Origin of the sequence: Bacillus spizizenii TU-B-10, assembly GCF_000227465.1 — a bacterium.
Lineage (GTDB): Bacteria > Bacillota > Bacilli > Bacillales > Bacillaceae > Bacillus > Bacillus spizizenii.
Window position 1 is genome coordinate 706,862 of the sequence record NC_016047.1, and the last position, 25,800, is coordinate 732,661.

Annotated in this window: 25 protein-coding genes and 4 pseudogenes; 20 read left to right on the top strand and 9 right to left on the bottom strand. The window is 41.2% G+C overall.

Annotated features, from left to right (window positions below):
* Positions 1–4: 4 nt before the first annotated feature.
* From GYO_RS25355 to GYO_RS25370, 5 genes and pseudogenes are all read left to right on the top strand, one after another.
* Complete coding sequence (locus GYO_RS25355) at positions 5–2,176, top strand: MMPL family transporter (RefSeq protein ID WP_014112808.1); 2,172 nt, start codon at positions 5–7, stop codon at positions 2,174–2,176.
* 110 nt (positions 2,177–2,286) lie between these two features.
* Positions 2,287–2,658, top strand: a pseudogene (locus GYO_RS44060) (nucleosidase); the annotation flags it as partial.
* A gap of 309 nt (positions 2,659–2,967) precedes the next feature.
* Positions 2,968–3,237, top strand: a pseudogene (locus GYO_RS43605) (AzlC family ABC transporter permease); the annotation flags it as partial.
* 322 nt (positions 3,238–3,559) lie between these two features.
* Positions 3,560–4,882 (top strand): branched-chain amino acid transport system II carrier protein, encoded by a 1,323-nt coding sequence (gene brnQ / locus GYO_RS25365; protein WP_014112812.1) that lies wholly within the window; start codon positions 3,560–3,562, stop codon positions 4,880–4,882.
* A 155-nt stretch (positions 4,883–5,037) separates the two neighbouring features.
* Positions 5,038–5,481, top strand: coding sequence for a Rok-like winged helix domain-containing protein (locus GYO_RS25370; RefSeq protein ID WP_014112813.1), 444 nt, complete (start codon positions 5,038–5,040; stop codon positions 5,479–5,481).
* Between the two features lie 416 nt (positions 5,482–5,897).
* On the opposite strand, the gene GYO_RS25375 is transcribed toward GYO_RS25370, so the two are convergent.
* The 3 genes from GYO_RS25375 to mneP form a co-directional block, all read right to left on the bottom strand.
* Positions 5,898–6,587, bottom strand: a complete 690-nt coding sequence (locus tag GYO_RS25375; RefSeq protein WP_014112814.1) for a DUF554 domain-containing protein — start codon at positions 6,585–6,587, stop codon at positions 5,898–5,900.
* A 91-nt stretch (positions 6,588–6,678) separates the two neighbouring features.
* Positions 6,679–7,491, bottom strand: a complete 813-nt coding sequence (locus GYO_RS25380) for a MerR family transcriptional regulator (RefSeq protein WP_014112815.1) — start codon at positions 7,489–7,491, stop codon at positions 6,679–6,681.
* Positions 7,492–7,638: 147 nt separating this feature from the next.
* The gene (mneP, locus tag GYO_RS25385; RefSeq protein ID WP_014112816.1) at positions 7,639–8,532 is read right to left on the bottom strand and encodes a manganese transporter MneP; all 894 of its coding nucleotides are present in this window, start codon (positions 8,530–8,532) and stop codon (positions 7,639–7,641) included.
* Between the two features lie 482 nt (positions 8,533–9,014).
* Between mneP and GYO_RS25390 the strand changes: the two genes are divergently transcribed.
* The 6 genes and pseudogenes from GYO_RS25390 (at position 9,015) to GYO_RS25420 (ending at position 12,997) form a co-directional block, all read left to right on the top strand.
* Positions 9,015–9,635, top strand: a complete 621-nt coding sequence (locus GYO_RS25390) for a nitroreductase family protein (RefSeq protein WP_014112817.1) — start codon at positions 9,015–9,017, stop codon at positions 9,633–9,635.
* A gap of 26 nt (positions 9,636–9,661) precedes the next feature.
* The gene (locus GYO_RS25395; protein ID WP_014112818.1) at positions 9,662–10,606 is read left to right on the top strand and encodes a ring-cleaving dioxygenase; all 945 of its coding nucleotides are present in this window, start codon (positions 9,662–9,664) and stop codon (positions 10,604–10,606) included.
* Positions 10,607–10,736: 130 nt separating this feature from the next.
* Positions 10,737–11,126 (top strand): DoxX family protein, encoded by a 390-nt coding sequence (locus GYO_RS25400; RefSeq protein WP_010333166.1) that lies wholly within the window; start codon positions 10,737–10,739, stop codon positions 11,124–11,126.
* A gap of 186 nt (positions 11,127–11,312) precedes the next feature.
* A complete protein-coding gene (locus tag GYO_RS25405; RefSeq protein ID WP_014112819.1) occupies positions 11,313–11,651 on the top strand; it encodes a thioredoxin family protein in 339 nt (112 codons plus the stop codon).
* 362 nt (positions 11,652–12,013) lie between these two features.
* Entirely contained in the window at positions 12,014–12,382 is a 369-nt protein-coding gene (locus GYO_RS25415) for a hypothetical protein (protein ID WP_014112822.1), read from the top strand.
* Positions 12,357–12,997 (top strand): annotated as a pseudogene (locus tag GYO_RS25420) (O-methyltransferase). The gene GYO_RS25415 and the pseudogene GYO_RS25420 overlap by 26 nt, the downstream one beginning before the upstream one ends.
* 73 nt (positions 12,998–13,070) lie before the next feature.
* Here the strand turns inward: GYO_RS25420 and GYO_RS25425 are convergent.
* The 4 genes from GYO_RS25425 to GYO_RS25445 form a co-directional block, all read right to left on the bottom strand.
* Entirely contained in the window at positions 13,071–13,313 is a 243-nt protein-coding gene (locus tag GYO_RS25425) for a spore germination protein (protein ID WP_041520866.1), read from the bottom strand.
* A gap of 673 nt (positions 13,314–13,986) precedes the next feature.
* Positions 13,987–14,418 (bottom strand): spore coat protein CotP, encoded by a 432-nt coding sequence (gene cotP / locus GYO_RS25435; RefSeq protein ID WP_014112825.1) that lies wholly within the window; start codon positions 14,416–14,418, stop codon positions 13,987–13,989.
* A 12-nt stretch (positions 14,419–14,430) separates the two neighbouring features.
* Entirely contained in the window at positions 14,431–14,673 is a 243-nt protein-coding gene (locus GYO_RS25440; protein ID WP_014112826.1) for a spore germination protein, read from the bottom strand.
* A gap of 13 nt (positions 14,674–14,686) precedes the next feature.
* Positions 14,687–14,959 carry a spore germination protein gene (locus GYO_RS25445; protein ID WP_041520868.1) on the bottom strand — a complete coding sequence of 91 codons (273 nt, stop codon included), beginning with the start codon at positions 14,957–14,959 and terminating at the stop codon, positions 14,687–14,689.
* A gap of 240 nt (positions 14,960–15,199) precedes the next feature.
* Here GYO_RS25445 and GYO_RS25450 point away from each other — a divergent pair, with 240 nt between their 5' ends.
* The 3 genes from GYO_RS25450 (at position 15,200) to GYO_RS25460 (ending at position 16,774) form a co-directional block, all read left to right on the top strand.
* Entirely contained in the window at positions 15,200–15,799 is a 600-nt protein-coding gene (locus tag GYO_RS25450; RefSeq protein ID WP_014112828.1) for a TetR/AcrR family transcriptional regulator, read from the top strand.
* Complete coding sequence (locus tag GYO_RS25455) at positions 15,796–16,140, top strand: DoxX family protein (RefSeq protein WP_041520869.1); 345 nt, start codon at positions 15,796–15,798, stop codon at positions 16,138–16,140. The genes GYO_RS25450 and GYO_RS25455 overlap by 4 nt, the downstream gene beginning before the upstream one ends.
* A 160-nt stretch (positions 16,141–16,300) precedes the next feature.
* A complete protein-coding gene (locus tag GYO_RS25460; protein WP_014112830.1) occupies positions 16,301–16,774 on the top strand; it encodes a GNAT family N-acetyltransferase in 474 nt (157 codons plus the stop codon).
* Between the two features lie 10 nt (positions 16,775–16,784).
* Here GYO_RS25460 and GYO_RS25465 read toward each other — a convergent pair.
* A pseudogene (locus GYO_RS25465) lies at positions 16,785–17,076 on the bottom strand (HIT family protein).
* A gap of 355 nt (positions 17,077–17,431) precedes the next feature.
* Between GYO_RS25465 and GYO_RS25470 the strand changes: the two are divergent.
* The 6 genes from GYO_RS25470 to GYO_RS25495 all read left to right on the top strand — a co-directional run bounded on the left by GYO_RS25470 (position 17,432) and on the right by GYO_RS25495 (position 23,839).
* The gene (locus GYO_RS25470) at positions 17,432–18,457 is read left to right on the top strand and encodes a Gfo/Idh/MocA family oxidoreductase (RefSeq protein WP_014112831.1); all 1,026 of its coding nucleotides are present in this window, start codon (positions 17,432–17,434) and stop codon (positions 18,455–18,457) included.
* Between the two features lie 93 nt (positions 18,458–18,550).
* Positions 18,551–19,555 (top strand): LacI family DNA-binding transcriptional regulator, encoded by a 1,005-nt coding sequence (locus GYO_RS25475; RefSeq protein ID WP_014112832.1) that lies wholly within the window; start codon positions 18,551–18,553, stop codon positions 19,553–19,555.
* 85 nt (positions 19,556–19,640) lie between these two features.
* Positions 19,641–20,984 (top strand): sugar porter family MFS transporter, encoded by a 1,344-nt coding sequence (locus GYO_RS25480; protein WP_014112833.1) that lies wholly within the window; start codon positions 19,641–19,643, stop codon positions 20,982–20,984.
* Between the two features lie 15 nt (positions 20,985–20,999).
* The gene (locus tag GYO_RS25485) at positions 21,000–21,821 is read left to right on the top strand and encodes a sugar phosphate isomerase/epimerase family protein (protein WP_014112834.1); all 822 of its coding nucleotides are present in this window, start codon (positions 21,000–21,002) and stop codon (positions 21,819–21,821) included.
* A gap of 252 nt (positions 21,822–22,073) precedes the next feature.
* The gene (locus GYO_RS25490; protein WP_014112835.1) at positions 22,074–23,276 is read left to right on the top strand and encodes an MFS transporter; all 1,203 of its coding nucleotides are present in this window, start codon (positions 22,074–22,076) and stop codon (positions 23,274–23,276) included.
* Positions 23,273–23,839: a TetR/AcrR family transcriptional regulator gene (locus GYO_RS25495; RefSeq protein WP_014112836.1), complete on the top strand. Its 567-nt coding sequence runs from the start codon at positions 23,273–23,275 to the stop codon at positions 23,837–23,839. The genes GYO_RS25490 and GYO_RS25495 overlap by 4 nt, the downstream gene beginning before the upstream one ends.
* Positions 23,840–23,879: 40 nt before the next feature.
* Here the strand turns inward: GYO_RS25495 and vmlR are convergent, their stop codons facing one another.
* Positions 23,880–25,508, bottom strand: coding sequence for an ABC-F type ribosomal protection protein VmlR (gene vmlR / locus GYO_RS25500; protein ID WP_014112837.1), 1,629 nt, complete (start codon positions 25,506–25,508; stop codon positions 23,880–23,882).
* Positions 25,509–25,800: the final 292 nt, after the last annotated feature.

Consider the following 25,800-nt stretch of genomic DNA (forward strand, 5'->3'; position numbering starts at 1 on the left):
TATCATGTCTAGAATGTTATATAAATTAGGAGGATGGGTTGCTCGCAATCGCATAAAAGTAATATGTGCGTGGATCGTTGTGTTAGTTGCTTCGGTAGGCCTTGCAATCACGTTAAAACCAAGTTTTTCTGAGGATATGTCCATACCTGACACACCTTCGGAAAAAGCGATGGATATCATTCAAAAAGAATTTCCTCACGGTCCTGATAAAGGGAGCATACGGGTGATTTTCGGAGCTGAAGATGGAGAGAAACTTACTGCAGAGTCAGCCAAAAAAGCAATCGAAAATACGTTCAAGGAAATCAATAAAGATGATTCTGTTGACTCGATTGCAAGTCCTTTTGTTACAGGAACAATCGCGAAAGATGGCACCGTTGCCTATGCTGATATCAAGTATAAATCTTCAGCAGATGATATAAAAGATTACTCTATCAAACACTTAAAAGACAGTTTGAAATTGGCTGATGACGAGGGATTACAAACTGAGCTAAGCGGAGATGTACCAGGAGCCGAGATGGAGATAGGTGGAGTGTCTGAAATTGTCGGCATTATTTTGGCCTTTGTCGTTTTAGCCATTACATTCGGCTCCTTATTAATAGCAGGTTTGCCGATTTTAACTGCACTGATTGGATTAGGTGTAAGTATTGGACTTGTTTTGATTGGGACACAAGTATTTGATATTGCTTCCGTTAGTCTTTCATTAGCCGGAATGATTGGCCTTGCTGTTGGGATTGATTATGCTTTATTTATTTTTACGAAGCACCGCCAGTTTTTAGGCGAAGGTATACAAAAAAATGAATCAATCGCGAGAGCTACAGGAACAGCTGCGAGTGCAGTTGTTTTTGCCGGACTTACTGTTATCGTCGCACTTTGCGGATTGACTGTCGTTGACATTCCTTTTATGTCTGCAATGGGGCTGACAGCAGGGCTTAGTGTATTGTTAGCTGTCCTCGCTTCAATCACGCTTGTGCCTGCCGTCTTGTCGATAGCGGGGAAACGGATGGTTCCGAAATCAAACAAGAAAAAAGAAAAACAAAGCGCTGAAACAAATGTCTGGGGACGCTTTGTCACAAAAAATCCTATCATGCTAAGTGTATGCAGCATTCTCATTTTGCTTGTTATTAGTATCCCATCTATGCATTTGGAGCTGGGCTTGCCTGATGCAGGGATGAAAGCGAAGGATAATCCAGATCGTCGGGCTTATGACTTGCTTGCCGACGGTTTTGGAGAAGGATTTAATGGTCAATTAACAATCGTAGCGGATGCCACAAGTGTAACAGAAAATAAGGCGGAAGCCTTCGCAGATGCAGTGAAAGAAATAAAGGAACTAGACCATGTAGCGAGTGTCACGCCTGCAATGCCTAATAAAGAAGGGAACTTTGCCATCATTACGGTAGTTCCTACAACAGGTCCAAATGATGCAGCAACGAAGGATTTGGTAAAGGATGTACGCAGCTTATCAGATAAAAATAGGGTAGATTTGCTCGTTACTGGATCGACTGCAGTGAATATTGATATTTCAGATCGCCTTAATGATGCGATACCGGTGTTTGCTGTACTCATTGTTGGTTTTGCGTTTGTATTGCTGACAATCGTATTCCGTTCGTTGCTTGTGCCTCTTGTTGCTGTTGCGGGTTTCATATTGACGATGACAGCCACTCTTGGAATCTGTGTATTTGTTTTACAAGACGGGAATCTCATCGACTTTTTCAAAATACCTGAAAAAGGGCCGATACTCGCGTTCTTGCCGATTTTATCTATTGGGATACTGTTTGGATTAGCCATGGATTATCAAGTATTCCTTGTAAGCAGAATGCGTGAAGAATATGTGAAAACAAAGAATCCAGTACAAGCGATTCAAGCTGGATTAAAACACAGCGGTCCTGTTGTCACCGCAGCCGGCCTGATCATGATATTCGTTTTTGCTGGATTTATCTTTGCTGGTGAAGCTTCTATTAAAGCCAACGGATTGGCTCTTTCCTTTGGTGTGCTCTTTGATGCATTTATTGTACGAATGACACTGATTCCAAGTGTCATGAAGCTGATGGGGAATGCAGCCTGGTATTTGCCAAAATGGCTAGACAAGATTATTCCGAATGTGGACATAGAAGGGCATCAACTCACGAAGGAAATACAGCCAGAAATAGATCATGAACAAAAGAAACAAATCATGTAATAGAAAAAGCAGATCTTTTATGATCTGCTTTTTTTGCTTAACATTTATTCCCTGATCATGCTGTAGGCGATTTTATAGCCTTTCAATGTGGTAGTATTTAGAAGATGAAGCCGGCAGTTAAAAAGATGTTCAGATATTTTAAAAACAACAATTATTCAATTTTTATAGCGAGTAATGGCTTAATAGAGTATCAAAAAGCAATTGCGAGTTTTTATCAATGGACAGGTGGGTAAATGAAACATTTAGTATTCAACAAATACATATTCTTAATAAAAGTGATTTCGTTAATACTATTCTGCAAAAATACGTCATTCAACATGCAGCAGTTGTCGGAGACCGTCTATCTGACATATAAATGCGGCTAAAGATAATGGTTTGCTGGCAATCGGATGCCATTTTGATTTTGCAAAGGAAGAGGCCCAAGCTGACTTTGTCATACATGATTAATTGAGCTGGAAACATTATTGCCTGAGCTGAAATAGAGGATGCTAAGCGATAAGGCACCAGTGAATTTGCTGGTTTTGGAAAATAATCATTTATAGCCATTCATAGGGATTACAAACAAACATACCAAACGGTTTGATATGTTTTTGGGTTACAGCATTCATTTTAATAACTAATTACACTTACCGGTCCAAACTAGCCTAGATAATGTTATTCTTAACTATCTAATGATTCTGTTGAAGAAAGCATAACACTCATATATGGTTCTCTATTTTAATATACAAAGAATCATTGTCATCCTTACAATGATCTTGTTTTTTGTATGGATTTTGTATGGTACATTAAATATGTTGCTCAAAGGTGTGAATCAAAAAGGAGATCAAAAATGGGCTGTATTTCGTTCGGCCTTCCGATATACGATTCCGATTTAGGCAGGATTTTTATTTTTGGGGATTGCTTATGGAATCTTTATGCATTACTTAGGAATTCATGCAATCTATCCGAGCATCATGAGTTTCATCATTTTTACGGGATCAATGGAGTTTGTAGCCGCTCATTTTTTGCGAGGCGGTTTTGCAGAATTAAAGCTTGGGAGTCTAATTCATATGGTTCATGCACATGAAAAAAATCCTGTCTCGGCGACAATCCAGTTTTTTAACCGGCTAAACCAGTTGATCAGAACATCGCCCATGCGACAGAGATCAAACGCAGCAATCGCCCTGGATTCTATTGAATCGACATCTTACATGGCCAAAGTGAGATAACAGCCATGGATGCAATGTCTAATCGAAAGGATTATTATGTTATTTGAACTTGATAAAAATATGTAAGACTGACACAAGCTTATTATTTTAGAATCAACGCCGTGCCAATGCAAATAGCAGCTGCAATGTTTGCTGGTCATTTAAAAAAGTATTTACGGTAATCGGAGGATTTATCATGTCAAAGAAAGTTTCTTCTTCCTATATCATCATTATAGGATTAATGCTATTTGCATTGTTTTTTGGAGCAGGAAATCTCATTTTCCCGCCTATGCTTGGTCAAATGGCTGGAACAAATGTATGGATCGCCAATGCTGGCTTCTTAGTGACAGGAGTTGGCTTGCCATTGCTGGCAATGACAGCATTTGTTTTTTCAGGTAAACATAATCTACAATCGTTAGCCAGCCGTGTGCATCCAGTGTTTGGAATTGTGTTTACGACGATTCTCTATCTGGCAATCGGGCCTTTTTTCGCAATCCCGAGATCCGGGAACGTATCGTTTGAAATTGGAGTAAAACCTTTTTTATCAGATGATGCAGGCCCTGTTTCATTGATCATATTTACAATATTATTTTTCACAGTTGCATGTCTGTTATCACTCAACCCTACAAAAATTATTGATGTAGTCGGAAAATTTTTAACGCCAATTAAATTGACATTTATCGGATTGCTTGTAGTGGTAGCTGTTGTCCATCCAATCGGAACAATTCAAGCACCATCAAAAGGGTATACATCACATGTGTTTTTTAAAGGCTTTCAGGAAGGGTACCTGACTCTGGATGCCCTTGTAGCGTTTGTTTTTGGAATCATCATCGTGAATGCAATTAAAGAACAAGGTGCTGCCACCAAAAAACAGCTGGTGATCATTTGTGCAAAAGCAACTGCGATTGCTGCGACACTCCTAGCCCTTATCTATACGGCCCTTTCATATATGGGAGCCTCCAGCGTTGAAAAGCTGGGGCTTTTAGAAAATGGAGCCGAGGTTTTGGCTAAGGTTTCATCCTATTATTTTGGATCCTATGGTTCCATCATATTGGGCTTAATGATTACAGTAGCATGTCTGACAACAAGTGTCGGACTGATCACAGCGTGCTCTTCCTTTTTTCATGAATTATTTCCGAACATTTCGTATAAAAAAATAGCTGTAATGTTAGCAGTGTTTAGTACGCTTGTCTCAAATATAGGGTTAACTCAGCTCATTAAGGTGTCCATGCCTGTCTTAATGACGATGTATCCAATCGCGATTTCCTTAATCTTTTTAACGTTTTTGCATTCTGTATTTAAAGGGAAGGCTGAAGTGTATCAGGGCAGTTTACTGTTCACGTTTATCATTAGCCTATTTGACGGTTTGAATGAAGCTGGGATAAAAATTGAAGTCGTAAATCGCATTTTCACTCAGATTCTTCCTATGTACAGCATAGGGCTGGGATGGCTCATTCCAGCTATTATAGGGGGAATAGGCGGCTATATACTGAGTATGTTTCGAACAAAAAGATCATGATAAGCGCATTTATAAAACGAATAAAGGATTAATAGCGCTACTCATCTTCATAAATATTTTGATTTCCCTGGTCAGGGTACTAAAGAGTTGAACAATTACTCAGATCTGCAGGTGGAATAAAGCTCTTGTCCGCCTGCTTAATTGGGGGGAAGAAGATGGCTGATCAAAGAGAAGCTTTGTGTATGAGATTAGCAGAAATAGATAAACATGAAATATCGATACTTCGTGAGTTCCAGTTAGAACGGGAGAAGATCTTTTCAAGCTTAAGAGCATTAGAACGGTCTAGTAAAGAAAAGAAGCTCCCATCTCAAGTCGCGCTCGAACAAACAGCAAATGATGTAAAGACATATCGTGTAACATCAAAACCAATCCAACAGAAAAAAAGAAGACAGGGCAGAGCTGAATCAAAAGCCTCTCGTGAAGCAGCATTACACATATTAAAGCAGCAGGATAAGCCAATGAGCAGTATTGAGCTGAAAAGAAAGATTGAAAAGGAAACCGGTGTGCACATCTCTAATATGACATCATTTATGAATACTTTAATGAAAATGCACCCAGAGGTGAAAAAACCTTATAGAGGACAATATAGAATGATTTAATTCTTGCGTGGTATTCGGTTTCTGATTTCCAAAGGCTGAGCTTCATATTGTCTGATGCATAACAAGGTATCCTTGCTATTACGAATGTAGAACGGGGACTAAGGTAGTGGCAGGGAATGTCATTTTCACATGATACCAAGGGTTGTGAATACCTTGGTATTTTTTTTGTGCGTGTGTTGTGAAGTGAGCTGAGCTGCTGTCCGAAAACTGCCGCCTAGTCATTAGGGTTGGTTCATGTAGAAAAATAGAGCCCGATTAGAGAGACTTTATTATTGGAAAATATCCATACGGATACAATTCACTTCCTTATGAACCACTCACCATCTGTTTCACTGATAAAACATGGCGGCATTAGTGAATTCCGCTTTACTATCTGGAACACCCCCTTCCTTGAAGCCTGTGTTTGAAGCTCGACACTAAAAACGCAATCCAAATACATGAATCACGTAAATGACAATAGGCGGGATCAACAGGGACGGGAGCAGATTCAGCGTTTTAAACTTCTTAATTCCCAGAATGCTTAACCCTGAGCTGAGGATGAGTATGCCTCCTACAATTGTGATTTCGTTGATAAGGTCTGTATTGATTGCGCTCTCCATTACTTTAGCAAATAAATAGATGGAGCCCTGCCAGACAAATAATACAATGGCAGCCGCTGCGATTCCAAAACCAAAAGTCGAAGCAAGCACAATGGAGGTAATGCCATCTAACATCCCGTTTGTCAGGAGATACGTATAATTTTTATTTAGAGCCGCTTCAACAGGGCCCAATATTGACAGAGAACCTATACAAAATAATAAGATCGCAGTTGATAAACCCTCCGCTAAATTGCTTTTAGAGAATTTATTCACCAGCTTGTTGAATCGTAATTCCAGATTGATGCTTTGGCCAAGCAAACCTCCAAGGGCCAAACTCACGATAAAAAGAATGGGGTATTTACTATCAGGCAAATGCTGTGTAATCGCGTTGATCCCCAGCGCGACTGCAGCGAATCCCATTGCCTGCATCAGGATATCCTGGTATTCATCTTTAATGCCTTTTTTGAATAACCCGCCAATTATACTTCCTGCAATGATCATCACTGTGTTAAAAATGGTCCCAAACATAAGCTTTCTCCTCCAATAATGATTCCTGCATAAAAAATAAACCCTCAAGTTAGTAGAGAGTCAAGGGAGATTAAAAACATATTCATGAAATTTATTTGATGGGCAGCAGGATTTCAGTCACATAATTGTCTAGATTATTTGTAATCCCATAATCAATGAGTGTGATTTCGATTGAGTCTCCCGCTATCTCATAATGATGTTCGTTCATATATGCCAGTAACTGTTTGTAATATGGTTCGGCTTCTGGATGTGACCCTTTAAACCTGATTTGCAGATAGTCTCTTGGAGGAAAAATGATTTCGGATGAAGTTTCTTCATTTTCATCTTCAAGAATCATGAATATGCTGGAATATTTGTCGAACTGATTTGCTATTACATTTGCTGCTGAAATAGATAAACCGATCTTGCCTATAAATATATCCTCGTTCACATTCAGATGAGTTCTCAATTTGGCTAATGAATGTTCGATATCATGGCCGAGAATATACTCATGCTGTAAATAAGCCACACGTAATGCGGGAAGTTTGATTTTTGTAATGTGATGTAACGGCGTGTGGACGGCATCTTCTATTTGCATGATGCGGCGGGAGATCTTTTTTTCTATGCGTTCCAATTCTCTTTTTTTGCGATCAATTTCAGTTTGCTGGCTTTTCAGTAAATGAATCAGAGTGTTTGTATTTTGAGAATTATAAAAATCAAGAAGTTTATTGATTGGCAGGCCTAAAGCTCTCAAATACTTGATGGTATCCAACCGCTCGAACTGTTGGGTAGAATAAAATCTATAGTTCGTATGCTCGTCTTTATATTCCGGTTTCAAAAGACCAATTTCATCATAGTACCTAAGCGCAGAGACTTTCACATTGAATAGCTTTGAAACTTCTCCAATCGAAAAAAATTCCTTCATTTTAACAACCTTTCTGTTCATATGATTTATACATTCACATTATATAGTAAGGCGCGATAATGTCCGAACAAATTGACATTATCGAGGATAAAAAACATTTTTGAACAAACGGCATAAAGAAAAAGCTCCTTTTAAAAAGGAGCTTTTTCATTCTTCAAAATAAGGATTCACATGGATGAGCACTTCTTCAACATCTGGAAACTGTCTTTTGATTTCATTTCGGATTTCGCGGGCAATATCGTGTCCCTGTTTAATCGTCAAATCATGATCCAAAGATAGACGGACATCAAGCAATTTATAGTGGCCATGTTCTCTCGCGCGGATTCTATCGATTCGCTTTACTTGATCACATTGAAAAATAACAGCTTTATATTCCTCTATCAGCTCGGGAGCAACACTTTTCTCCATAAGAACATCAACAGACGGCCTGATTAATTCCATTGAAATCTTAAAAATAAGGTAAGCCACGATTGCACTGGCAATTGCATCGGCGTACAACAGATAGGACCATCCGCGGGTGTTTCCGACAATCGCCAATAGGACGCCGATAAAAGCGGCAAGAGAGGCAACGATATCGCCTTTATGATCGTATGCAATCGCTATAATCGCTTTGCTGTTCCATTTTTCCCCCTGCTTTATGGAATAACGATATAGGATCTCCTTAGCCACGTACGAAATCAGAGCTGCAAACAATGCGCTGTATTGTGGAACGCTTGGCCCTTCAACAAAGGACAGAATCGCTTCTATTAGGATATAAACGGATACGACCACTAAGATAATTCCTACAATCGCCTCACTAATGACTTCAGCTTTTCCATGCCCAAAAGGATGGTCTTGATCAGGCGGTTTATTGGAAATGCCGATCACTGCCAGGACAGCAATCGAAGCAACGACATCCGCTGCGGAATGGATTCCGTCTGCAAAAACAGCTTCACTATCGCCTATCAGCCCAAAAAAGACCTTTCCTGCCATTAAGATCAGATTGGCTATCAATGCAATCAAAGCAACCTTTTTGCTTATTTGTTCTCTTTCACTTGCCATTTTTTCCTCCTATAAAACTGCACAAAAAAATAGGAGTGCTTTTTATTCGCTCTCCGTATCCTTTCTTGTGTAATCACTTTGCTTATCATACCAATTCCATTTCGAGTGGGTCTATAGCAACGTTGTTTCCTGTTTACTAATAAATAAGGTGAAAGAAAAAAAGTTGGAGCCGGGCTAAAAGATCACACAGCAAACAAATAGGTTCTTATGTAACAAGCGGTGATGGTCAACTAAAATTCTGCTTCAGTGAAAAATTTCCACTTCATTTTTAAAAACCTGTTGACATTAGAATATCCGTGTTTTATTATTATCTCATATTCAAGATATTTTAATTCAAGATAAATTGCCAACGATCAAGCGTAAACCTGCGTGTTGCTGAATAATGTAGAGAATCTCAATCATTGTAAGTTCTTTTGAATTTCTGCAAGGTGATTTTTTATAAAGTAATATCTCGAATTCGAGATAAAAGGGGTGTATCGTAAATGACTGAATTTTCACAGCTAGTCAAAGAAAGAAGATCTGCAAGCAACTTCCTTCCAGATCATCCAATCACGAAAGATGAACTTAATGAGATGTTTGAATTGGTTGCATTGGCTCCATCGGCTTTTAATTTGCAGCATACAAAATATGTGACGGTTCTAGACCCGGATGTAAAAGAAAAGCTGAAACAGGCCGCAAACGGACAATATAAAGTGTTTAGCTCATCTGCGGTTCTTTTGGTATTAGGGGATAAGCAGGCATATCAGCAAGCGGCTGACATCTATGAAGGATTAAAGGTGTTAGGGATATTAAATAAGCAAGAGTATGATTACATGGTTCAAGACACCGTTTCGTTTTATGAAAACAGGGGAGAACAATTTAAGAGAGATGAGGCGATAAGGAATGCTTCACTTTCAGCGATGATGTTTATGCTGAGCGCTAAGGAAAAAGGCTGGGATACCTGCCCTATGATCGGCTTTGATGCGGAAGCCGTGAAACAGATTTTGAATATAGATGATCAATTTGAGGTTGTCATGATGATTACAATTGGGAAAGAAAAAACAGAGAGCAGAAGGCCGCGCGGCTATCGGAAGCCTGTAAATGAGTTTGTCGAGTATATCTAAATGAACGTTTAAAGGAGCGGATAAAAATGGCTAAAAAAACGATGGGAATCCATCATATTACAGCAATTGTCGGTCACCCTCAAGAAAACGCAGATTTCTACGCAGGAGTCCTGGGGCTTCGATTGGTCAAGCAAACGGTCAATTTTGATGATCCAGGCACGTATCATCTTTATTTTGGAAATGAAGGCGGGAAGCCGGGAACAATCATCACCTTCTTTCCGTGGGCGGGAGCCCGCCGAGGCATCATTGGAGATGGGCAAGTTGGCGTGACTTCTTATGTGGTGCCGAAGGGAGCTTTGGCTTTTTGGGAAAAGAGACTTGAAAAGTTCAACGTTCCATACACCAAAATCGAGCGTTTTGGAGAACAATATGTAGAATTTGATGATCCGCACGGCCTGCATGTAGAAATCGTGGAAAGAGAAGAAGGAGAAGCCAATACGTGGACGTTCGGAGATGTAACACCTGATGTTGCCATTAAAGGCTTTGGCGGTGCAACCCTGTTATCAGCGCAGCCTGATAAAACCGCTGAGCTATTAGAAAACATCATGGGGCTGGAACGAGTCGGCATGGAAGGAGACTTCGTTCGTTATCGTTCTGCCGGTGATATCGGAAATGTGATTGACCTTAAATTAACGCCTATTGGCCGCGGGCAAATGGGAGTCGGCACGGTGCATCACATCGCTTGGCGTGCTAGCGATGACGAAGATCAATTAGATTGGCAAAGATATATTGCTTCTCACGGATACGGTGTGACTCCTGTTCGGGATAGAAACTATTTTAATGCGATTTACTTCAGAGAACATGGGGAAATTCTGTTTGAAATCGCAACTGATCCGCCGGGCTTTGCACATGATGAATCACCAGAAACAATGGGTGGGAAATTGATGCTGCCTGTGCAGTATGAACCGCATCGAACACAAATTGAACAAGGGCTGCTGCCGTTTGAAGTGAGAGAGTTGGATGGATTTTAATGAATGCTGACGCATGATGAAAATAAAAGGCATATATTCAACAGATGATTGCTGGACGGTACTGGCGGCAAAGAATCAGACTGGTGCCTTTCAGCATATCATGTTACATGAAAAATAAGGAGAGATAAAAATGGAAGATGCAGGACTATTGCTTATTCGTATTATGATTGGTGTGGTGTTTCTGTTTTATGGATCACAAAAATTATTCGGCTGGTTTGGCGGATACGGGATTAAAGGAACCGGACAATGGTTCGAGTCAATTGGGGTTAAACCAGGTAACGTCGCGGCCGCTTTATCAGGTCTTGGGGAATTAGTAAGCGGAATTCTATTTATTTTAGGTGTGTTCCTCCCGCTTGGAGCTGCTATCATCACGATCATTATGTTAGGTGCTATCGTAAAAGTCCATGGAGCGAAAGGATTTGCGAATGGCGCCGGCGGTTTTGAATATAACGTGGTGCTGATTGCAGTCTCCATCGGGGTTGCACTCATCGGTTCAGGGGCTTACGCTTTGCATTTTTAATACGAAAGTATCTAAGAACAGTTACCGGCATGCGGTAACTGTTCTTTTGTTTTGCGATTTTCGGGCAAACTTGCAGGTACCCTGCAAAGCAAAAAAGCGGATATAATAAATATAAATGTGTATAGTGAATGATACGTATCGATGAGCTTGGTCATGAAAGACAGACCAATTTGAAGGAGTAAATGGATGAAAGAGATGACAGAATTACATTCATTAGATGCTATAGAGAATTTTATTAAACAGCATCAATTCAGTTTTATCTATATATCAAGGCCCGGCTGTACAGTATGTCACGCTGTTCTGCCGCAGCTCAGAATAGTCTTGGATCAGTTTCCAAATATCACATTGGGGCATATCAATGCTGACGATGTAGAAGAGGTCGCCGGCAGATTTTCAGTCTTCACCGTCCCTGTGCTTCTTTTGTTCATCGATGGGACTGAGTTTCTGAGAGAAGCCCGTTTTGTTCATTTTGAACAGCTCGAAGAAAGGCTGAAAAGGGTTTATCGGTTATATGAAGATGAATAAAGCTTTACGCTTTCCAAATGAAAAGGAGCTTTCTGAAATTGGGCTGGAGCAAATGAATCAATATGTTCTGCATTATAGAATGAGGATCAATCATGGGATATAAGTGATTGATCCATCAGCATATCAGTATTCCTCACTTCATCATATTTTCAGCAGCCATCCTGTGGAATATCTTGGGCTTGCATAGAAACATCACATCAAATCCAGCAAAATCATTTCTAAACAAACCAATAAGTGAAGCAAAAAAAGGGTGTTACAAGGTGTAGCATCCTTTTTGATTTTTTAGAAACAGTAATATTCAAATGACCATTCGACACTTTGTATACAATTAGCATCCATAGTGTAGGAAAGGGGCTTTATGAATGAAGAGCAAAGATGTTAAGAAAGAAGGGCATCATCGTGGGGATCGTCACAGGGGCAGAGGCGGTTCACAGCATCATGGACCAAAAACTTTTCGCCGCGGCAGGGCCATTGCCTTTTTAGAGATGATGCATTTGAAGCGCGCGACTATTAAGCAGCAGTTAGAACAGCCGGAATTCCAATCTATCCAGCAAATGCTTGTCGGCGAATTAAAAGCCATTGATATGGTGATCAACGAATTTATCCAGTTATTTGAAATACATGAAAGTGAAGCAAAGGATGTATCCGGAAAAGGTGAAGATACAGAGGCATCTTCAGAAAATGGAGAGAAAGGAAAGGAACCGAATGAAACAAATGAACAGTTATATTGATTCGTGTTTTCTAATGAAGATGATCTTTTGGAAGAAGTGGTTTCGTCCATCAAAGAAAATGGTATGCCTTCTATATCTGTATCTCCTTCTGCTGGAAAGCTGCACACCATGCTTGTGTCCATTTCAGGCGCCAAACATGTTCTGGAGATTGGGGCACTCGGGGGGGGGATAGCGGAATTTGCCTTGCCAGAGGATTCGGGAAAGAAGGAACCTTAACCTCTCTTGAATTAAAGAAGGAATATGCCGAGTTAGCGCACAGCAATCTAACAAAAGCCGCCTTTGGCGGTCAAGTCACATATATGACAGGTGCTGCGTTGCAAAGCCTTGAACAATTGGTCAAAAGTGATAAGCGATTTGATTTTTTCTTTATCGATGCTGACAAAGGGAATTATGAACAGTACTTGACACATTGCATTGAGCTTGCAAAGCCAGGTGCTGTCATTGTTGCAGATAATGTGCTTGCAGGTGGCAGTGTGGCAGATCAAAAAGGCTGCACCCCGGCGCCATACAGAAGTCATGAGGACATTCAATAAAACAGTGGCTCAGCATCCTCAGCTGGAATCCCTGCTGATCCCAATCGGCGACGGAATGACTGTTTCAAAAGTAAAGAAATAAACGAAAAACACCTGAGTGATTTCCTGACAAAAGGTGAGATACAAAAGCTGGAGAGGCACTTTCATCAAAATGTTTAAGAATTGGCTAAAAGCTTTTGGATAAGCTCTTGAAGTGAGTTTATCACTTGTTGACTCGAATATTGACTATTGGTGGAGCTTGTTTGACTAAAAAGGTTATATTGAAAAACAATTCCCTTATTCGATCCACCAACACCGGATTCTGATTTAGACATCGTTAGCGGACTGATAGAAAATGCGCCGCCAGTATTCGAGACGCTGTTTCCAGAAATCGAATGAATATTTGGATGTTTGTCCATTATATTTCTCCTCTCTCTGTATGAACTGCTTATTAGTTTACTCAGCGTGAGGATCGATTGGTTAAACGAAACGGTAAAAAATAACGTGAAAAAATCGAAAAGACGTCCAAAACAGGCGTCTTTTAATGCGGCTTATGAGGACTTGGTTTTACATTCTCATTGATTTTATCTATTCTAACCCTAACTGGCCGTTTGCTTCTAATGTCGCTTTTTTGACATCCGGTAGGTACTCTCTGAAGTCTCAGTTGCATTTCAAGCTGATCAGCTGTAAGCCTCATTTTTTTAAGTTTTCTGTATGTACATGTCTATTATCAATAACGATTCTCGCTTTTCCAGTTAGCCTTCACTTGAAGCCATTACATAAAGAGAGCAATCGTAAAGATTGCAGCTGCGATCAGTGTTTTGATGAGGTTGTGTTCGATGATGGGCTGAACGATAATCGTTCCGATAGAAATCCCGACATTCTCAGCAAGATGACATCAGATATAATGAGAACAAAATCTTCCCAAGTAAAGTTCATACTACCACTTGACCAGTTTAATTTAGATTTCTTTGAAATCCGAAAGGGTGGTCATTCATTCGTATAAGAATACCGGGCGGGTTCATTTGAGGATCATATTCACAGTCTCTCAACCATGACTGATTGTTGATTAGATGGTATAAATGTATCTTATTAAAGCCCTTTATCAAACGCGATGGTTTCGACTTGTCTTGGGTACGAAATGTGAAGAAGCCCGTTTAACAGCTGAAGCTGCAATAAATGGGATTCGGTGGCTTCAGGAAGATGAATCGTGCGCTCAATTTCGCCGTAATACCGTTCACGCAGCACCTCCATTTCGGCGGGAAAAACAGGCGTGATCGTTCCTTTGATCAGCAGCTGGGTTTTAGATATTAAGCGGATCGTTAATTCCTCTTCATACACACCGGGCATTTCCACAATGATAAAATTATTCTCTTCATCTTGATAAAAGTCATAAACGAACGTATAAGTATCGGAATCAAAAAATTGTTCTGGGGCTTTATGCTTGAGCACATTTGTCCAAAAATCACTTTGCTTATATTCATTCGTAATCTCAAGCCATTTTCGTATTTTTTCGATATCCATATGACGTTCTCCTTATATTTGATTTGCAATTGGTGCAGAAAAATTTCCGATTTTGTCTTGGTCACTGACGTCAGTATCAAGATTTCCAGTGTTTAAAAGCGAAGAAGAAGGCGAAAAATCCCCTAAAGAAAAGTTTGCTCCAAAATACTTGCTGTTCGCTGTATGACTGTTATGCAAAGTTGGACCGATATCCACATTCCCGTTTTGCGTAACTCCATTAACCTTAATATTCGCGATATTAATTTGATATGGCATAAACGATACCCCTTTAATCTAAGATTGGCGGCGGTACAATCGGAGGTGTATTAACATTGGATGTAGCAGAGCTGCCGATAGATGTCTGGTCATTAACATCAGGATCATTTAAGAAGTTTTCCATTACGGATTCTGTAGGTGATGTATCACCGAAAGAAGAGTTGATCCCTTGAGATTTATTATTGGCGGTATGGCTGTTATGCGCGGCTTCGCCTATTGTAATTGAACCATTGCCTGAAATGCTGTTGATCTTCAAATAATATAGATTGATTACTGTAGTCGGCATCCCATCACACCCTTCCATCATTCTGTACAGTACAGTATGCGCCGCTGCATCCAATTGTTCCTTGTATTGGGGATTCAATAAGCAGAAGAGAATGAGGCGGCCTGTATTAATGATATGAGGATAAAACGGGCGGCCAAGTCTGGATAAAAATGAAATTTATTGACATAAAATCCAATGGCATGAAATAATACTCACAAATAACATTACTTTTGAGTATCTTTTTGTGGAGGATGATCCTAGTTGAAAAGCAAAAAAGGACGTAAAGGGGAAGAAAGCCGGAAACGATTACTTAACGCTGCTGCTAATGAATTTGCGATTTGGGGATTTCATGAAACGAAAGTAAGTGAAATTGTGAAAAGAGCGGGACTGACGCAGCCTTCCTTTTATCTGTACTTTCAAAGCAAAGAAGCGATCTTTGAGGAGTTAATCAACGATTTTCACTCTCGTGTCAGAAAGCTGACAGAGTCACTCCTCCTAGAAAACGGATTACACACGGAGGATGTGTCAAAACGGGTGCTGTCTGCTGTGGAAACTGTTTTTCAATGTCTGGCTGAGGACAAGGATGTAACCAAGATCGGCTTTTTTCTCAACCCAGAGGCGAAACAAATGAAAAAAGACTTGGCGATGGCTTTGAAAGAAAACCTAGAAGCAGAACAGCGGCTTGGCTATTTTCACTCCGAGCTGGACATGGAAACGGTCGCTGAGTGTTTGATCGGCATGATCGAACATTTAACGGATTCCTTTTTGTTAACCGGAATAAAAGATCCGGCAAGCCTCGCCGCAGAGGTTGTAAATCTTTTAATATACGGGATGCTCCCAAAAGGGAGTGACGTAAGGTGATATCTATGATTATGAAAGTCAGTTTGGCAGCTTTTATGCTCGCGGGAGGCATCATAAAGGTGTTCCGCGTTCCCTTTCAAGTTGAGCATTGGCGGCATTATCAATATCCATTATGGTTTCTGACTGTTACTGGTATTCTTGAAATAGCCGGGGCACTTGCTATGACAGCGGGAATTTGGAATCGGTATGCAGCATTTGGAGCAGGCGTCCTGTTTGTCGTTCTCATGGCGGGAGCGGTTCATGCGCACATTGTTCGAGCGCATCAATCGCTTCTCATGACGATACCCGCAGCGATCTGTTTGATTATTTCGATCATGATCATTATTAGAGAGTTCACGTAAGCTTTTCTCTTATATTTCCACAGTCTTTTATTTTGGTTTGCAGGAAATCTATTTCTCTTATCGAATGATAGAGAGTCAGAGGCTTAAACCAGCTTATTTTTTATTTGTACGCAGTGATTGTCCGGCATTGGCTGGACTTTTTTCATAAGGAGGAAACAGGATGACGTTAACCTTGGAAGAGATGACTGTAGAAGAGTTCGAAGCATTTCGCGGGATGTCCGTGCAAAATTATGCGAAACAAAACATAAAATCGGGAACTTGGACAGAAAAGGAGGCGTTCGAAAAATCGGAGCAGGCATATGAAAACATGATTCCGGAGGGACGAAACAGCAGCAATCATTATTTTTGGAACATCACAAATGAACAAGGAGAAAGGATGGGGTGGCTCTGGCTGTATGCTGATCCGTTTCATCCGCAAAAGGAAGCGTTTATCTATTCCTTTGGATTGTATGAAGCCTTTCGCGGAAAAGGGCTGGCTCAATTGGCGCTTCAAACGCTGGATGAAAGAGCAAGAGAGCTTGGTGCGGAAAGACTTGCTCTTCATGTGTTTGCGCACAACGAGACAGCCGTCTATCTTTATCAGAAGATGGGATATGCCATGACCAATATACGTATGCGGAAACCGCTGTGCTGATAAAAGCTGCTTACTTAAGCGGTTTACCAAACACAATATGCCAATGTAGATGTTTAGAGTCCTGGTAAGCTCCTAAGTTGGTGATCACACGGCATGCGCCTTTTTCTTCCGTCACCATGGAAGCGACCTTTTGAATGACTCCCATTAATTCAAGAAGCAAGCCATGGTCGTGCTCTTCCAGGGTGATCAATGAGGAGATAAGGCTTTGTATGATAGTATGCCAATACGTTATCTGTCTCTAGTACCTTATTCACTTTCGTTTTGCCGCTAAAAACCTCATCACAGTAAAAGTCTTCAGTCATATGATCCATCCTCACTTTGTTTGTTTCATTTAATAATCTTCTGCATTTCTTCATCACCTCCCTTCTATTGTGGGAAATTTCCATTTGAATGATCAAGGGCCGCACACCCTTGATATTTTTTTGCCTATGAACATGAATTATCGCAGGCTTGATCGACGGCTAAAGGAGAGGCCTGCTGTTAAAAACAGCAAAAAAAGATTGACCTGTAAAATGTAAGGGGTTACAATTGAAAACAATTAGGAAAGACTTTCCCTGTTTTTAAATTAGTATTATAAATATTTTAGGAATTACTTTTATTTTCTAATGATATATAGGGAAAGACTTTCTTTATTTTCGCAGAATGGGAGTGGTAATCATGGGAAATGTACAGGTTGGGCTACTAGGTGCGGGACGGATGGGAGCTTTTCATGGAGAAAGTATTGCGTTCCGCGTGAAAGGGGCAGATTTGTATGCGGTTGCAGATCCGGTTCCGGGTAATGCAGAAGCACTAGCAAAAAAGCTCGGCTCAAATATTAAAGCGTTTACAGATCCGTTAGACATGCTGGAGCACCCGGATATTGATGCGGTCATTATTGCTTCGCCGGCAAGGACGCATGCCGCAAACATTATTGCAGCGGCAAAGAAGGGGAAAGCTGTATTTTGTGAGAAACCGATGGCTGTCACGCTGGAAGAAGCGGATGAAGTCATCAGGGTAGTGAATGAAGAGTCTGTTCCGCTTCAGATCGGTTTTAACAGACGTTTCGCTAAAGGCTTTCGCAGTGCGTATGAGGAAATCCGCGCAGGAAAAATCGGCACGCCTCAGTTAATGCGTTCCATCACAAGAGACCCGGCACTCGGTGATCCGACACCAATTCCTCAATGGACGATCTTCTTAGAGACGCTGATTCATGACTTTGATACGTTACTCTACCTCAATCCAAATGCGAAGCCGATTGAAGTCTATGCCGCTGCTGATGCGCTAGTCAGACCTGATTTTAAAGACAAAGGTTTTTTGGATACTGCAGTTGTCACGATCAAATTTGATAACGGAGCGATCGCAACGGCGGAAGCGAACTTCCAAGCCGTTTATGGATATGATGTCCGCGGAGAAGTGTTCGGTTCTGAAGGCATGCTGACCATCGGAGATATCCGCCATACAAACATGACAAGGTATAACAAAGACGGAGTCAGCTACAACACAATTCGCTACGACCAGGATTTATTATTTGATGCTTATGTTGATGAATTGCAATCGTTTGTTGATGCCGTTCGAAATAATAATCCAACCTCAGTAACAGGTGAAGATGCGCGTGCAGCACTTGCCATTGCCGCAGCTTGTATAGAATCTTGCAAAATGAAGCAGCCTGTCACATTAAAAGACGGAGTGCCGCAAACGGTTTGAGTTTTTCATAGAAGAAGCGCCTTTTTAAAAAGAAATTCCTGTCGGCATTCGTTTATACTAGAGAGGATCTATTTTATAAAGGTGGCCTTCTTAATGAAAACAACCATTTATGATGTTGCGAAGGAAGCAAACGTTTCAATCTCTACAGTTTCAAAGGTTCTTAATCATACAGGCAATATAAGTGAAAAAACGAAAAAAAGAATTTGGAAAGTGATTGAGGAGCTTCAATATCAGCCAAGTGTTGTGACTTCAACGAGAAAAATGATGAAGACCATCGGGCTGCTCATTCCTGACATCGCTAATCCATTTATGGCCGAGCTGGCCAGAGCTGTGGAGGACAGCGGCCGTAAAAAGGACTTTAGTGTCATCATATGCAGTACGGACAACAATTCACTGAGAGAAGAAGAATATATCACCATGCTGAAGCAAAAACATGTAGACGGCATTATTGTGGCGACGGGTCTCAAGAACAGTCAGGCGATACGTGAACTGATTGAAAGCGACATGCCTGTTGTCATGCTATCGAGAGATATACCGCATCTGCCTGTAGACACTGTAGTGGCGGATGATTTTAAAGGGGGATATGAGGCAGCCGTCCATTTAGCCCAATTAGGGCATACAAATATAGCTGTCATAGCAGAAAAGATTAACAATACATCAATTAAAAATCGTGTCATCGGCTTTAAAGAAGGACTGCAGGTTTCAGGAATCCAAATCGATGAATCAGCCATTCTGGACTGTCCGTATGACTTGTCAGCCAGTAAAGACATCAGTTTAAAGCTGCTTCATCAGAAACATAGGCCGACGGCTGTCTTTGTGACGACTGAGTTGCTTGGTTTAGGGGTTTTGCAGGCTGCAAGGCAGCTTCACATTTCTATTCCTTCATCTCTTTCACTGGTTGGGTTTGATAACAGCATCCTGGCAAAGATCAGTGATCCTCAGTTAACGACAATCGCACAGCCGACTGAAGAAATGGGAGAAAAGGCAATTGAACTGCTGATAGACGGCATGGCTCATTCAAAGCAAAAGAAAGCGGTACAGCGGGTGATGCTGTCTCCTTCATTAATCGTGCGGGATTCAACGGCCTCACTGTTATAACCCTTTTGGCATTGGGGGATCTTTCTCTAAAACGGAGGAATCTCCCTTGCTTAAACGTCAAATACTATAAGTTGGAGGTTTCTTGATGACATCCAAAAAGGCCTATATCAGTCTTATTTACTTTTTCGGGGCATTAGGAGGTTTGCTGTTCGGGTACGATACAGGTGTAATATCCGGCGCTCTGCTGTTTATAAGGGAAGACATGGAGCTGACTCCATTTTTAGAAGGATTAGTTGTCAGTGGAGTGCTGATTGGCGCTTTAGTTGGCGCAGCCTTTTGCGGAAGATTTTCCGATCGTTATGGCAGGAAAAAAACCATCATCTGGCTGGGTGTGCTTTTTACAATTGGAGCCATTGGAACAGGCCTGGCTCATAATATCGGAATATTATTACTATTCAGAATAGAACTGGGCATAGCGGTTGGAGGAGCCTCGGCAATTGTTCCTTTGTATTTGTCAGAAATGGCACCTGCCGCAATCAGAGGCAGAATCGCTTCATTGAATACACTGATGAATTCTTTCGGGATTCTCATGGCTTATATTGTGAACTTTGTTTTTTCATCTTCCGGCAGGTGGGATCTGATGCTCCTATTAGCAGTGATTCCCTCCTTCATTCTCATGGCCGGCATGTTTTTTATGCCTGAAAGCCCGCGATGGGTGTTGCAGAAAAGAAGTGAGGATGAAGCACGCCATATTTTGCTCCTGACGAGAGATCCGAAAACAATCGATGCTGAGATTCGCAGTATGAAAGAGATCAAGACGGAAGAGCGTGTTTCAATATCAATATTATTATCGCCGGCAATCAGGCCGATCTTATTTATCGGTATTGGGGTCGCCATCTTTCAGCAAGTGATAGGCACGAATACGATTATTTATTATACACCGACGATCTTAGAAAATGCGGGGTTCGGCGCTTCCAGTGCCATTGCAGGAACCATTGGCATCGGCATTATCAATGTCTTATTTACGATCCTCGGCTTGCTGCTGATTGATATGATAGGCCGAAGAAACCTCATGCTGATTGGCAATGTCGGAATGTCTTTGGCACTTGGTATTTTGGGGGTCAGTACGCTTTTCTTTCATGCACCCGGGTGGCTGCTGTTATCCTGCTTATGCTTGTTTATGGTAGCGTATTCAGCGAGCTGGGGAATGGTCGTTTGGGTTGTGCTGGCTGAAATTTTCCCGTTACACATCAGGGGGACGGCATTGGGGATCGCAAGTACTTGTCTGTGGCTGGCAAATATTGCGGTGTCGCTGTCCTTCCCGCTGCTTTTAGATCTGATTGGTACAGGTATTTTATTTCTCATGTACGGTGCCATTGGCGTCCTTGCCTTTCTCTTTGTCTATAAATTTGTGCCGGAGACAAAAGGCAAATCATTGGAACAGATTGAAGGAGAAATCATGTCAAAGAATACAGCTTCATCTTTCTAAAAGGGGGATTTCAATATGGGAAGAGAATATGGGTTATGCTTATGGACTTTCGGCAGCATTCCATTTGAACAAAAATGCCGGCTGGCTGCAGAAATCGGAGTAGACGGAGTTGAGGTCGAGGGGGATATTTCTCTGAATCCGAAAGAGCTTGCCGAAACACTGGCTGCTCATCATGTAAAGGTTTTATCGGTAACGCCAAGGAATGTGGATATTTCAAGCACGAATGAAGAGGTTCGGTCAAAGGCTGTACAATATTTCTTGGACTTACTGGACTGGGCTGTGGATTTAGGCGCTCCCCGTATCTGTCTTCACGGTGATGTCGGCAAAGTGAGAGGGAGCGGTGATGATGAGAGGGATTGGAGTTTATTGGTCGAAAGCTCTAAAAAGATTATGGCTAAAGCGGAGGAATTACAAATTCAGGTGGTATTCGAAGTATTGAACCGGTACGAAAATCATCAAGTGGTCACTGGCGAAGAAGCTCTACAATTCATACGTGATGTCGGCAGTTCCAAACTCGATGTTCTTCTCGATGCGTATCATATGAACATAGAAGAGGCTGATCCTGTGAAGGCCATTGAAATGACAGGGCAGAAACTCGGAGTCTATCACGTGGCTGATTCAAATCGCCAGGCCATCGGAAACGGCCATGCCAATCTGAAAGAGCAAATCGAAGCACTCCATTCTATCGGTTATAAAGGCCCGATTATTATGGAGATGGTGGCAGCCGGTCCTGACCCTTTTACTCCGGTAAAAGGAAATAGCTATCTGGAAGTGGTGACGGGGTACTTTAAGTCATCTCTAGAGACATTAAGGTCATGGGAAGGTTTGAAAATATAAAGAAAAAGGACAACATGTGTTGTTCTTTTTTTTTGTCAATATTCTATGGAGCTCCTCGCCTGTAACGACTAACCAAACTTATTTTCCTCCATTTAAATGAATCTGACTAATGTCAGTTTTTCAATTGAAAACCATTTAATAACAAATGATTATCATAAGTTTTTTATAAATTAACAGTTTACAATCTGACTAAGGTCAGGTAAAGTGAGTGTGACCAAATAAATCGATGAACAAAAAAGGAGAAGAAATCTGATGGAGGTACAAGTAGAAAAAATACATACTGCAAAAATGTGGTCCTTATCATTTATTTTTGTCACACTTTCAAATGCCTTTTTATTTATGGTGTTTGAAATGTTATTGCCGACATTGCCATTGTTTGTAACTGCTATCGGAGGAGGGGCAAAGCAAGTCGGATTGGTTACAGGTATTTTTATGATATCTGCCATTGCCATACGTCCTTTTGCAGGGGTTTTGGCAAAACGATTTAATAAAAAATATTTACTTATATTTGGAATTGTTATCAGTGCCTGCTCAACCGGTGCATATTATTTGGCGTCAGATGTGAGCGTCCTATTGCTCATTCGCTTAATACATGGTGCCGGTTTTGGATTAGCAACTACTTATTTTGCCACGATTGCCGCGGAAATTATTCCGAAGGAGCGCCGAGGTGAGGGGATTGGATATTTTGGGGTAGGCGAAACGATTGCAGTTTCGGTTGGACCTATGATTGGTATCGCAGCACTGGAGCTTTATGATTTTGAGAGGCTTTTTCTAGGCGGGATGTCCATTCTTTTACTGGCTGTGCTTATGGCTGCACTTGTGCGGAGGCGGCCTGAAGCAAAAGATACGGCTGAAAAGGGAATGGTAAAGGTAAAGGTGTTAGAAAGACGTGTGCTGTTTCCTTCGTTTCTTATTTTATTAGTAGGCATTGCTGCATCTGGGATCATGTCCTTCTTTTCACTCTATGCGATCGAAAAGGGTTTCCGAAGTGTCGGAATGTTCTTCTTTCTGATTGCGGCAGCCAGTTTTTTTATACGTCTTATCTCCGGGAAAGTATTTGACCGATTCGGAGCGGCAGCCATCCTTATTCCCGCATCAATATCTTCAATAGCAGGCCTTTCAATATTATATATTGCCCAAACCAATGCAATGTTTTTTACTGCGGCAATATGTTACGGTTTTGGGTTCGGCTCAATATTTCCGGCTATCCAGACATGGTGTATCAATCTTGTAGAAGAGCATGAACATGAGGATGCTATGGGGACATTCTTTAATTTTTTTGATATGGGTATTGGCGGAGGCTCGTTGTTATTAGGTGTGGTGGCAACGATCTATTCTTATCAGGAGCTTTATATCGCTTCCGTTTTGGTGTACCTGCTGTTTCTTTTATTATATATTTTATTTATCTGTTCCAAGAGAAAACGGAGAAATAATGTAGGGAGGGCAGAACAGTGACCCGTGAGAATATAAAACGTACAGCCGTTCGCCAATTTAATGAACTTGGCTACGAGGGAGTCAAAATGGCACATATTGCAAAAGAATTGGGAATTCGGAAACAATCTCTGTCCTACCATTTCTCGACAAAGAAGGATCTGCTGATGGAAGTATACCCCGAGATTGTTGAAGAAGAAGTAGCGTTTATCAATGATTTTTTTGAATCCCGAAAGCATTTGCCAGCCAAGAATCTTATATATGATTTTTTAAAAGAAACGCAGGTGCGCTTTCATGCTATGCCCAATGTAGCCTTTTTGCAGGCGATGTCGTTTAAGGCTCCTGCTGAAGTAAGTGACTTTATTTCAGCCCAGTACCTGATGTTTCTGCATGCTTTGAAAAGCCGGGTTGCACTTGTTTTTAAAGAATCGGACATCACCTGTCCGCCCGAGAAGTGTGCGATAGCCTTCATCACTCTTTTTGACGGTCTGAACATTCAGCTGGTATACGAGAATAAACAATCATTTGAGCGATCTTTAGAGATTTCCTTCGATATTTTTTGGCGAGGGCTGAAGGCGAAAACTTGAAAAATACCAAGGGCGAACAGCCCTTGGTATCCCTTACACGCTACTGATCCAGCTCTTTCATTCGTTTCGTAAGCTCATTGAAAGCCTGATCAAGCTCCTCGTACTCTTTATCATTCGGCGTCATAAAACTGAGCTTTCCCAGCACTTCTTGTCTTTCTGTTTCAAGCTTTAAACGAAGCTCTTCCCGGTCATTTCTTTCTGATGGAACGTCACTCAATTGCTTTTCGATGCCATTGTCCGAGATGACGAGTTTACTGTTTGTTGTTTTTTCGAGAAAGTATCGGTCATGTGAAACCGCCAGCAATGTGCCGCTATAGTGTGACAGTGTTTCTTCCAGTTGTTCGCGTGACGGCAGGTCGAGATGGTTTGTCGGCTCATCTAAAATCAGCACGTCTTTCTCCTCCAGAATATATGCCATCAGCTTGACCTTTACACGTTCACCCATACTCATATGCTTGATTGGCTCAGTCCATTGGGAAGCAGTAAAACCTAAGTGCCTCATCAGACTTTGAACGTGCCCTCTTGCTTTGTATGTTTCATTCTCAAATAACTCTTCCGGTGTTTGTTCTAAAGGTAAATCAAACACCTCCTGCGTTAAATAGCCGATATTTGCGGACGGTGACACCCACACACTTCCCTCAGCGGTTTCCTGTCCCAGAATGATTTTCAGTAATGTTGTTTTTCCGCTGCCATTGGGGCCTATGATCGCAACCTTTTCGCCGTGCTGAATTGTAAAATGTGCGTTTTTAAACAGGGTTCTTTCGCCAAAAGCCTTCGTTACATGCTGAACTTCTAAAAAACGTTTTCCTGTTTTTTTGGTTGTATCAATTGAAAAGCGGACAGTATATTTCGGCTCAACGGGTTCCGCCTTTACTTTTTCCAGTTCTTGTTCAAGCCGCTTCTGCTTAGATTTAACCTGGGCATCCGTACGCTTCGCTTTTACACGGTGATATTCTTTAAACCCTTCCTTTTTCGTCGATTGGGCGTGGGCTTTTTCCGACCATGAAGCAAGCTCATTCATTTGTGCTTCAATCCGTTCAACCATTTTTTGCTGCTTTTCATATTCACGCTGCTGGGCGAGTCTTTTCTTTTCTCGGTACTTCATATACCCAGAGTAATTTCCTTTGAATTCAATCAGGGTTTGAGCTTCAAGCGACCATATTTTTGTTGCAGCTTCGTCTAAAAAATAACGATCATGGGAAACAAGAATCACAGTGCCTCTATAACTTTTCAGCTGTTGAATGAGAAATTGCAAGCTTTCTTTATCAAGGTGGTTTGTCGGTTCATCTAATAGTAAAAGATCTGCATCCTCTGATAGTCCTTTCGCCAGCCGTGCTTTCAGTTTTTCACCGCCGCTTAACTGTTGGAAATCCCGGACGGGCACACGCCATTTCTCCAGTAATTTCTTTTCGGCAGGCGTCTGATCCGCAAAGCAATACGACGCGGTTTCCTGTTCAACCAACGTCATTTTTAACTCCTGCCGAAGGATTTGTCCCTGTGCAGGAGTTAAGTCATTGTGTATGAGGTGCAGCAGCGTAGATTTCCCAGCGCCATTTTTGCCGATAATCCCAATGATATCTCCCTGCTGAATACTGGCATTTACGTTTTTAAAAACAGTCATATCCTTCACTTCATAGCTGACATTTGTTAATGTTACGATCTCTTTCATTCATATCCCTCGCTTTAAAGGGAGAATAAAAAAATCCTCCCAAATGTGTTGGAAGGATTAGCCGCGCCGTTGCATGATCAAATAAGCTATTATTCATAAATAGCAATGTCGTATATATAGAAAATGGGCAGACTAATCCTATTTTTTCTGATTTGAAATATTGATTTCAAACGGTAAAAATAAGATTAGTTAATCATTGTCCACCCATCATCCCTTCTTGTTTTGATTACACGCACTATAGCATAACTTCAAATTCAAAAGCAAAGGTCATTTGTCATTTCTTTTCATTAAA

Bases quoted from the DNA above. Each gene is read 5' to 3' on its own strand.
- GYO_RS25400 (WP_010333166.1), top strand. From the start codon at position 10,737: ATGGAAGATGCAGGACTATTGCTTATTCGTATTATGATTGGTGTGGTG.
- GYO_RS25490 (WP_014112835.1), top strand. From the start codon at position 22,074: ATGGAGGTACAAGTAGAAAAAATACATACTGCAAAAATGTGGTCCTTA.
- GYO_RS25440 (WP_014112826.1), bottom strand. From the start codon at position 14,673: ATGCCATATCAAATTAATATCGCGAATATTAAGGTTAATGGAGTTACG.
- GYO_RS25480 (WP_014112833.1), top strand. From the start codon at position 19,641: ATGACATCCAAAAAGGCCTATATCAGTCTTATTTACTTTTTCGGGGCA.
- GYO_RS25425 (WP_041520866.1), bottom strand. From the start codon at position 13,313: ATGGACAAACATCCAAATATTCATTCGATTTCTGGAAACAGCGTCTCG.
- GYO_RS25390 (WP_014112817.1), top strand. From the start codon at position 9,015: ATGACTGAATTTTCACAGCTAGTCAAAGAAAGAAGATCTGCAAGCAAC.
- vmlR (WP_014112837.1), bottom strand. From the start codon at position 25,508: ATGAAAGAGATCGTAACATTAACAAATGTCAGCTATGAAGTGAAGGAT.
- GYO_RS25415 (WP_014112822.1), top strand. From the start codon at position 12,014: ATGAAGAGCAAAGATGTTAAGAAAGAAGGGCATCATCGTGGGGATCGT.
- GYO_RS25470 (WP_014112831.1), top strand. From the start codon at position 17,432: ATGGGAAATGTACAGGTTGGGCTACTAGGTGCGGGACGGATGGGAGCT.
- GYO_RS25370 (WP_014112813.1), top strand. From the start codon at position 5,038: ATGGCTGATCAAAGAGAAGCTTTGTGTATGAGATTAGCAGAAATAGAT.
- mneP (WP_014112816.1), bottom strand. From the start codon at position 8,532: ATGGCAAGTGAAAGAGAACAAATAAGCAAAAAGGTTGCTTTGATTGCA.
- brnQ (WP_014112812.1), top strand. From the start codon at position 3,560: ATGTCAAAGAAAGTTTCTTCTTCCTATATCATCATTATAGGATTAATG.
- GYO_RS25405 (WP_014112819.1), top strand. From the start codon at position 11,313: ATGAAAGAGATGACAGAATTACATTCATTAGATGCTATAGAGAATTTT.
- GYO_RS25485 (WP_014112834.1), top strand. From the start codon at position 21,000: ATGGGAAGAGAATATGGGTTATGCTTATGGACTTTCGGCAGCATTCCA.
- GYO_RS25395 (WP_014112818.1), top strand. From the start codon at position 9,662: ATGGCTAAAAAAACGATGGGAATCCATCATATTACAGCAATTGTCGGT.
- GYO_RS25445 (WP_041520868.1), bottom strand. From the start codon at position 14,959: ATGCCGACTACAGTAATCAATCTATATTATTTGAAGATCAACAGCATT.
- GYO_RS25460 (WP_014112830.1), top strand. From the start codon at position 16,301: ATGACGTTAACCTTGGAAGAGATGACTGTAGAAGAGTTCGAAGCATTT.
- GYO_RS25475 (WP_014112832.1), top strand. From the start codon at position 18,551: ATGAAAACAACCATTTATGATGTTGCGAAGGAAGCAAACGTTTCAATC.
- cotP (WP_014112825.1), bottom strand. From the start codon at position 14,418: ATGGATATCGAAAAAATACGAAAATGGCTTGAGATTACGAATGAATAT.
- GYO_RS25375 (WP_014112814.1), bottom strand. From the start codon at position 6,587: ATGTTTGGGACCATTTTTAACACAGTGATGATCATTGCAGGAAGTATA.
- GYO_RS25355 (WP_014112808.1), top strand. From the start codon at position 5: ATGTCTAGAATGTTATATAAATTAGGAGGATGGGTTGCTCGCAATCGC.
- GYO_RS25380 (WP_014112815.1), bottom strand. From the start codon at position 7,491: ATGAAGGAATTTTTTTCGATTGGAGAAGTTTCAAAGCTATTCAATGTG.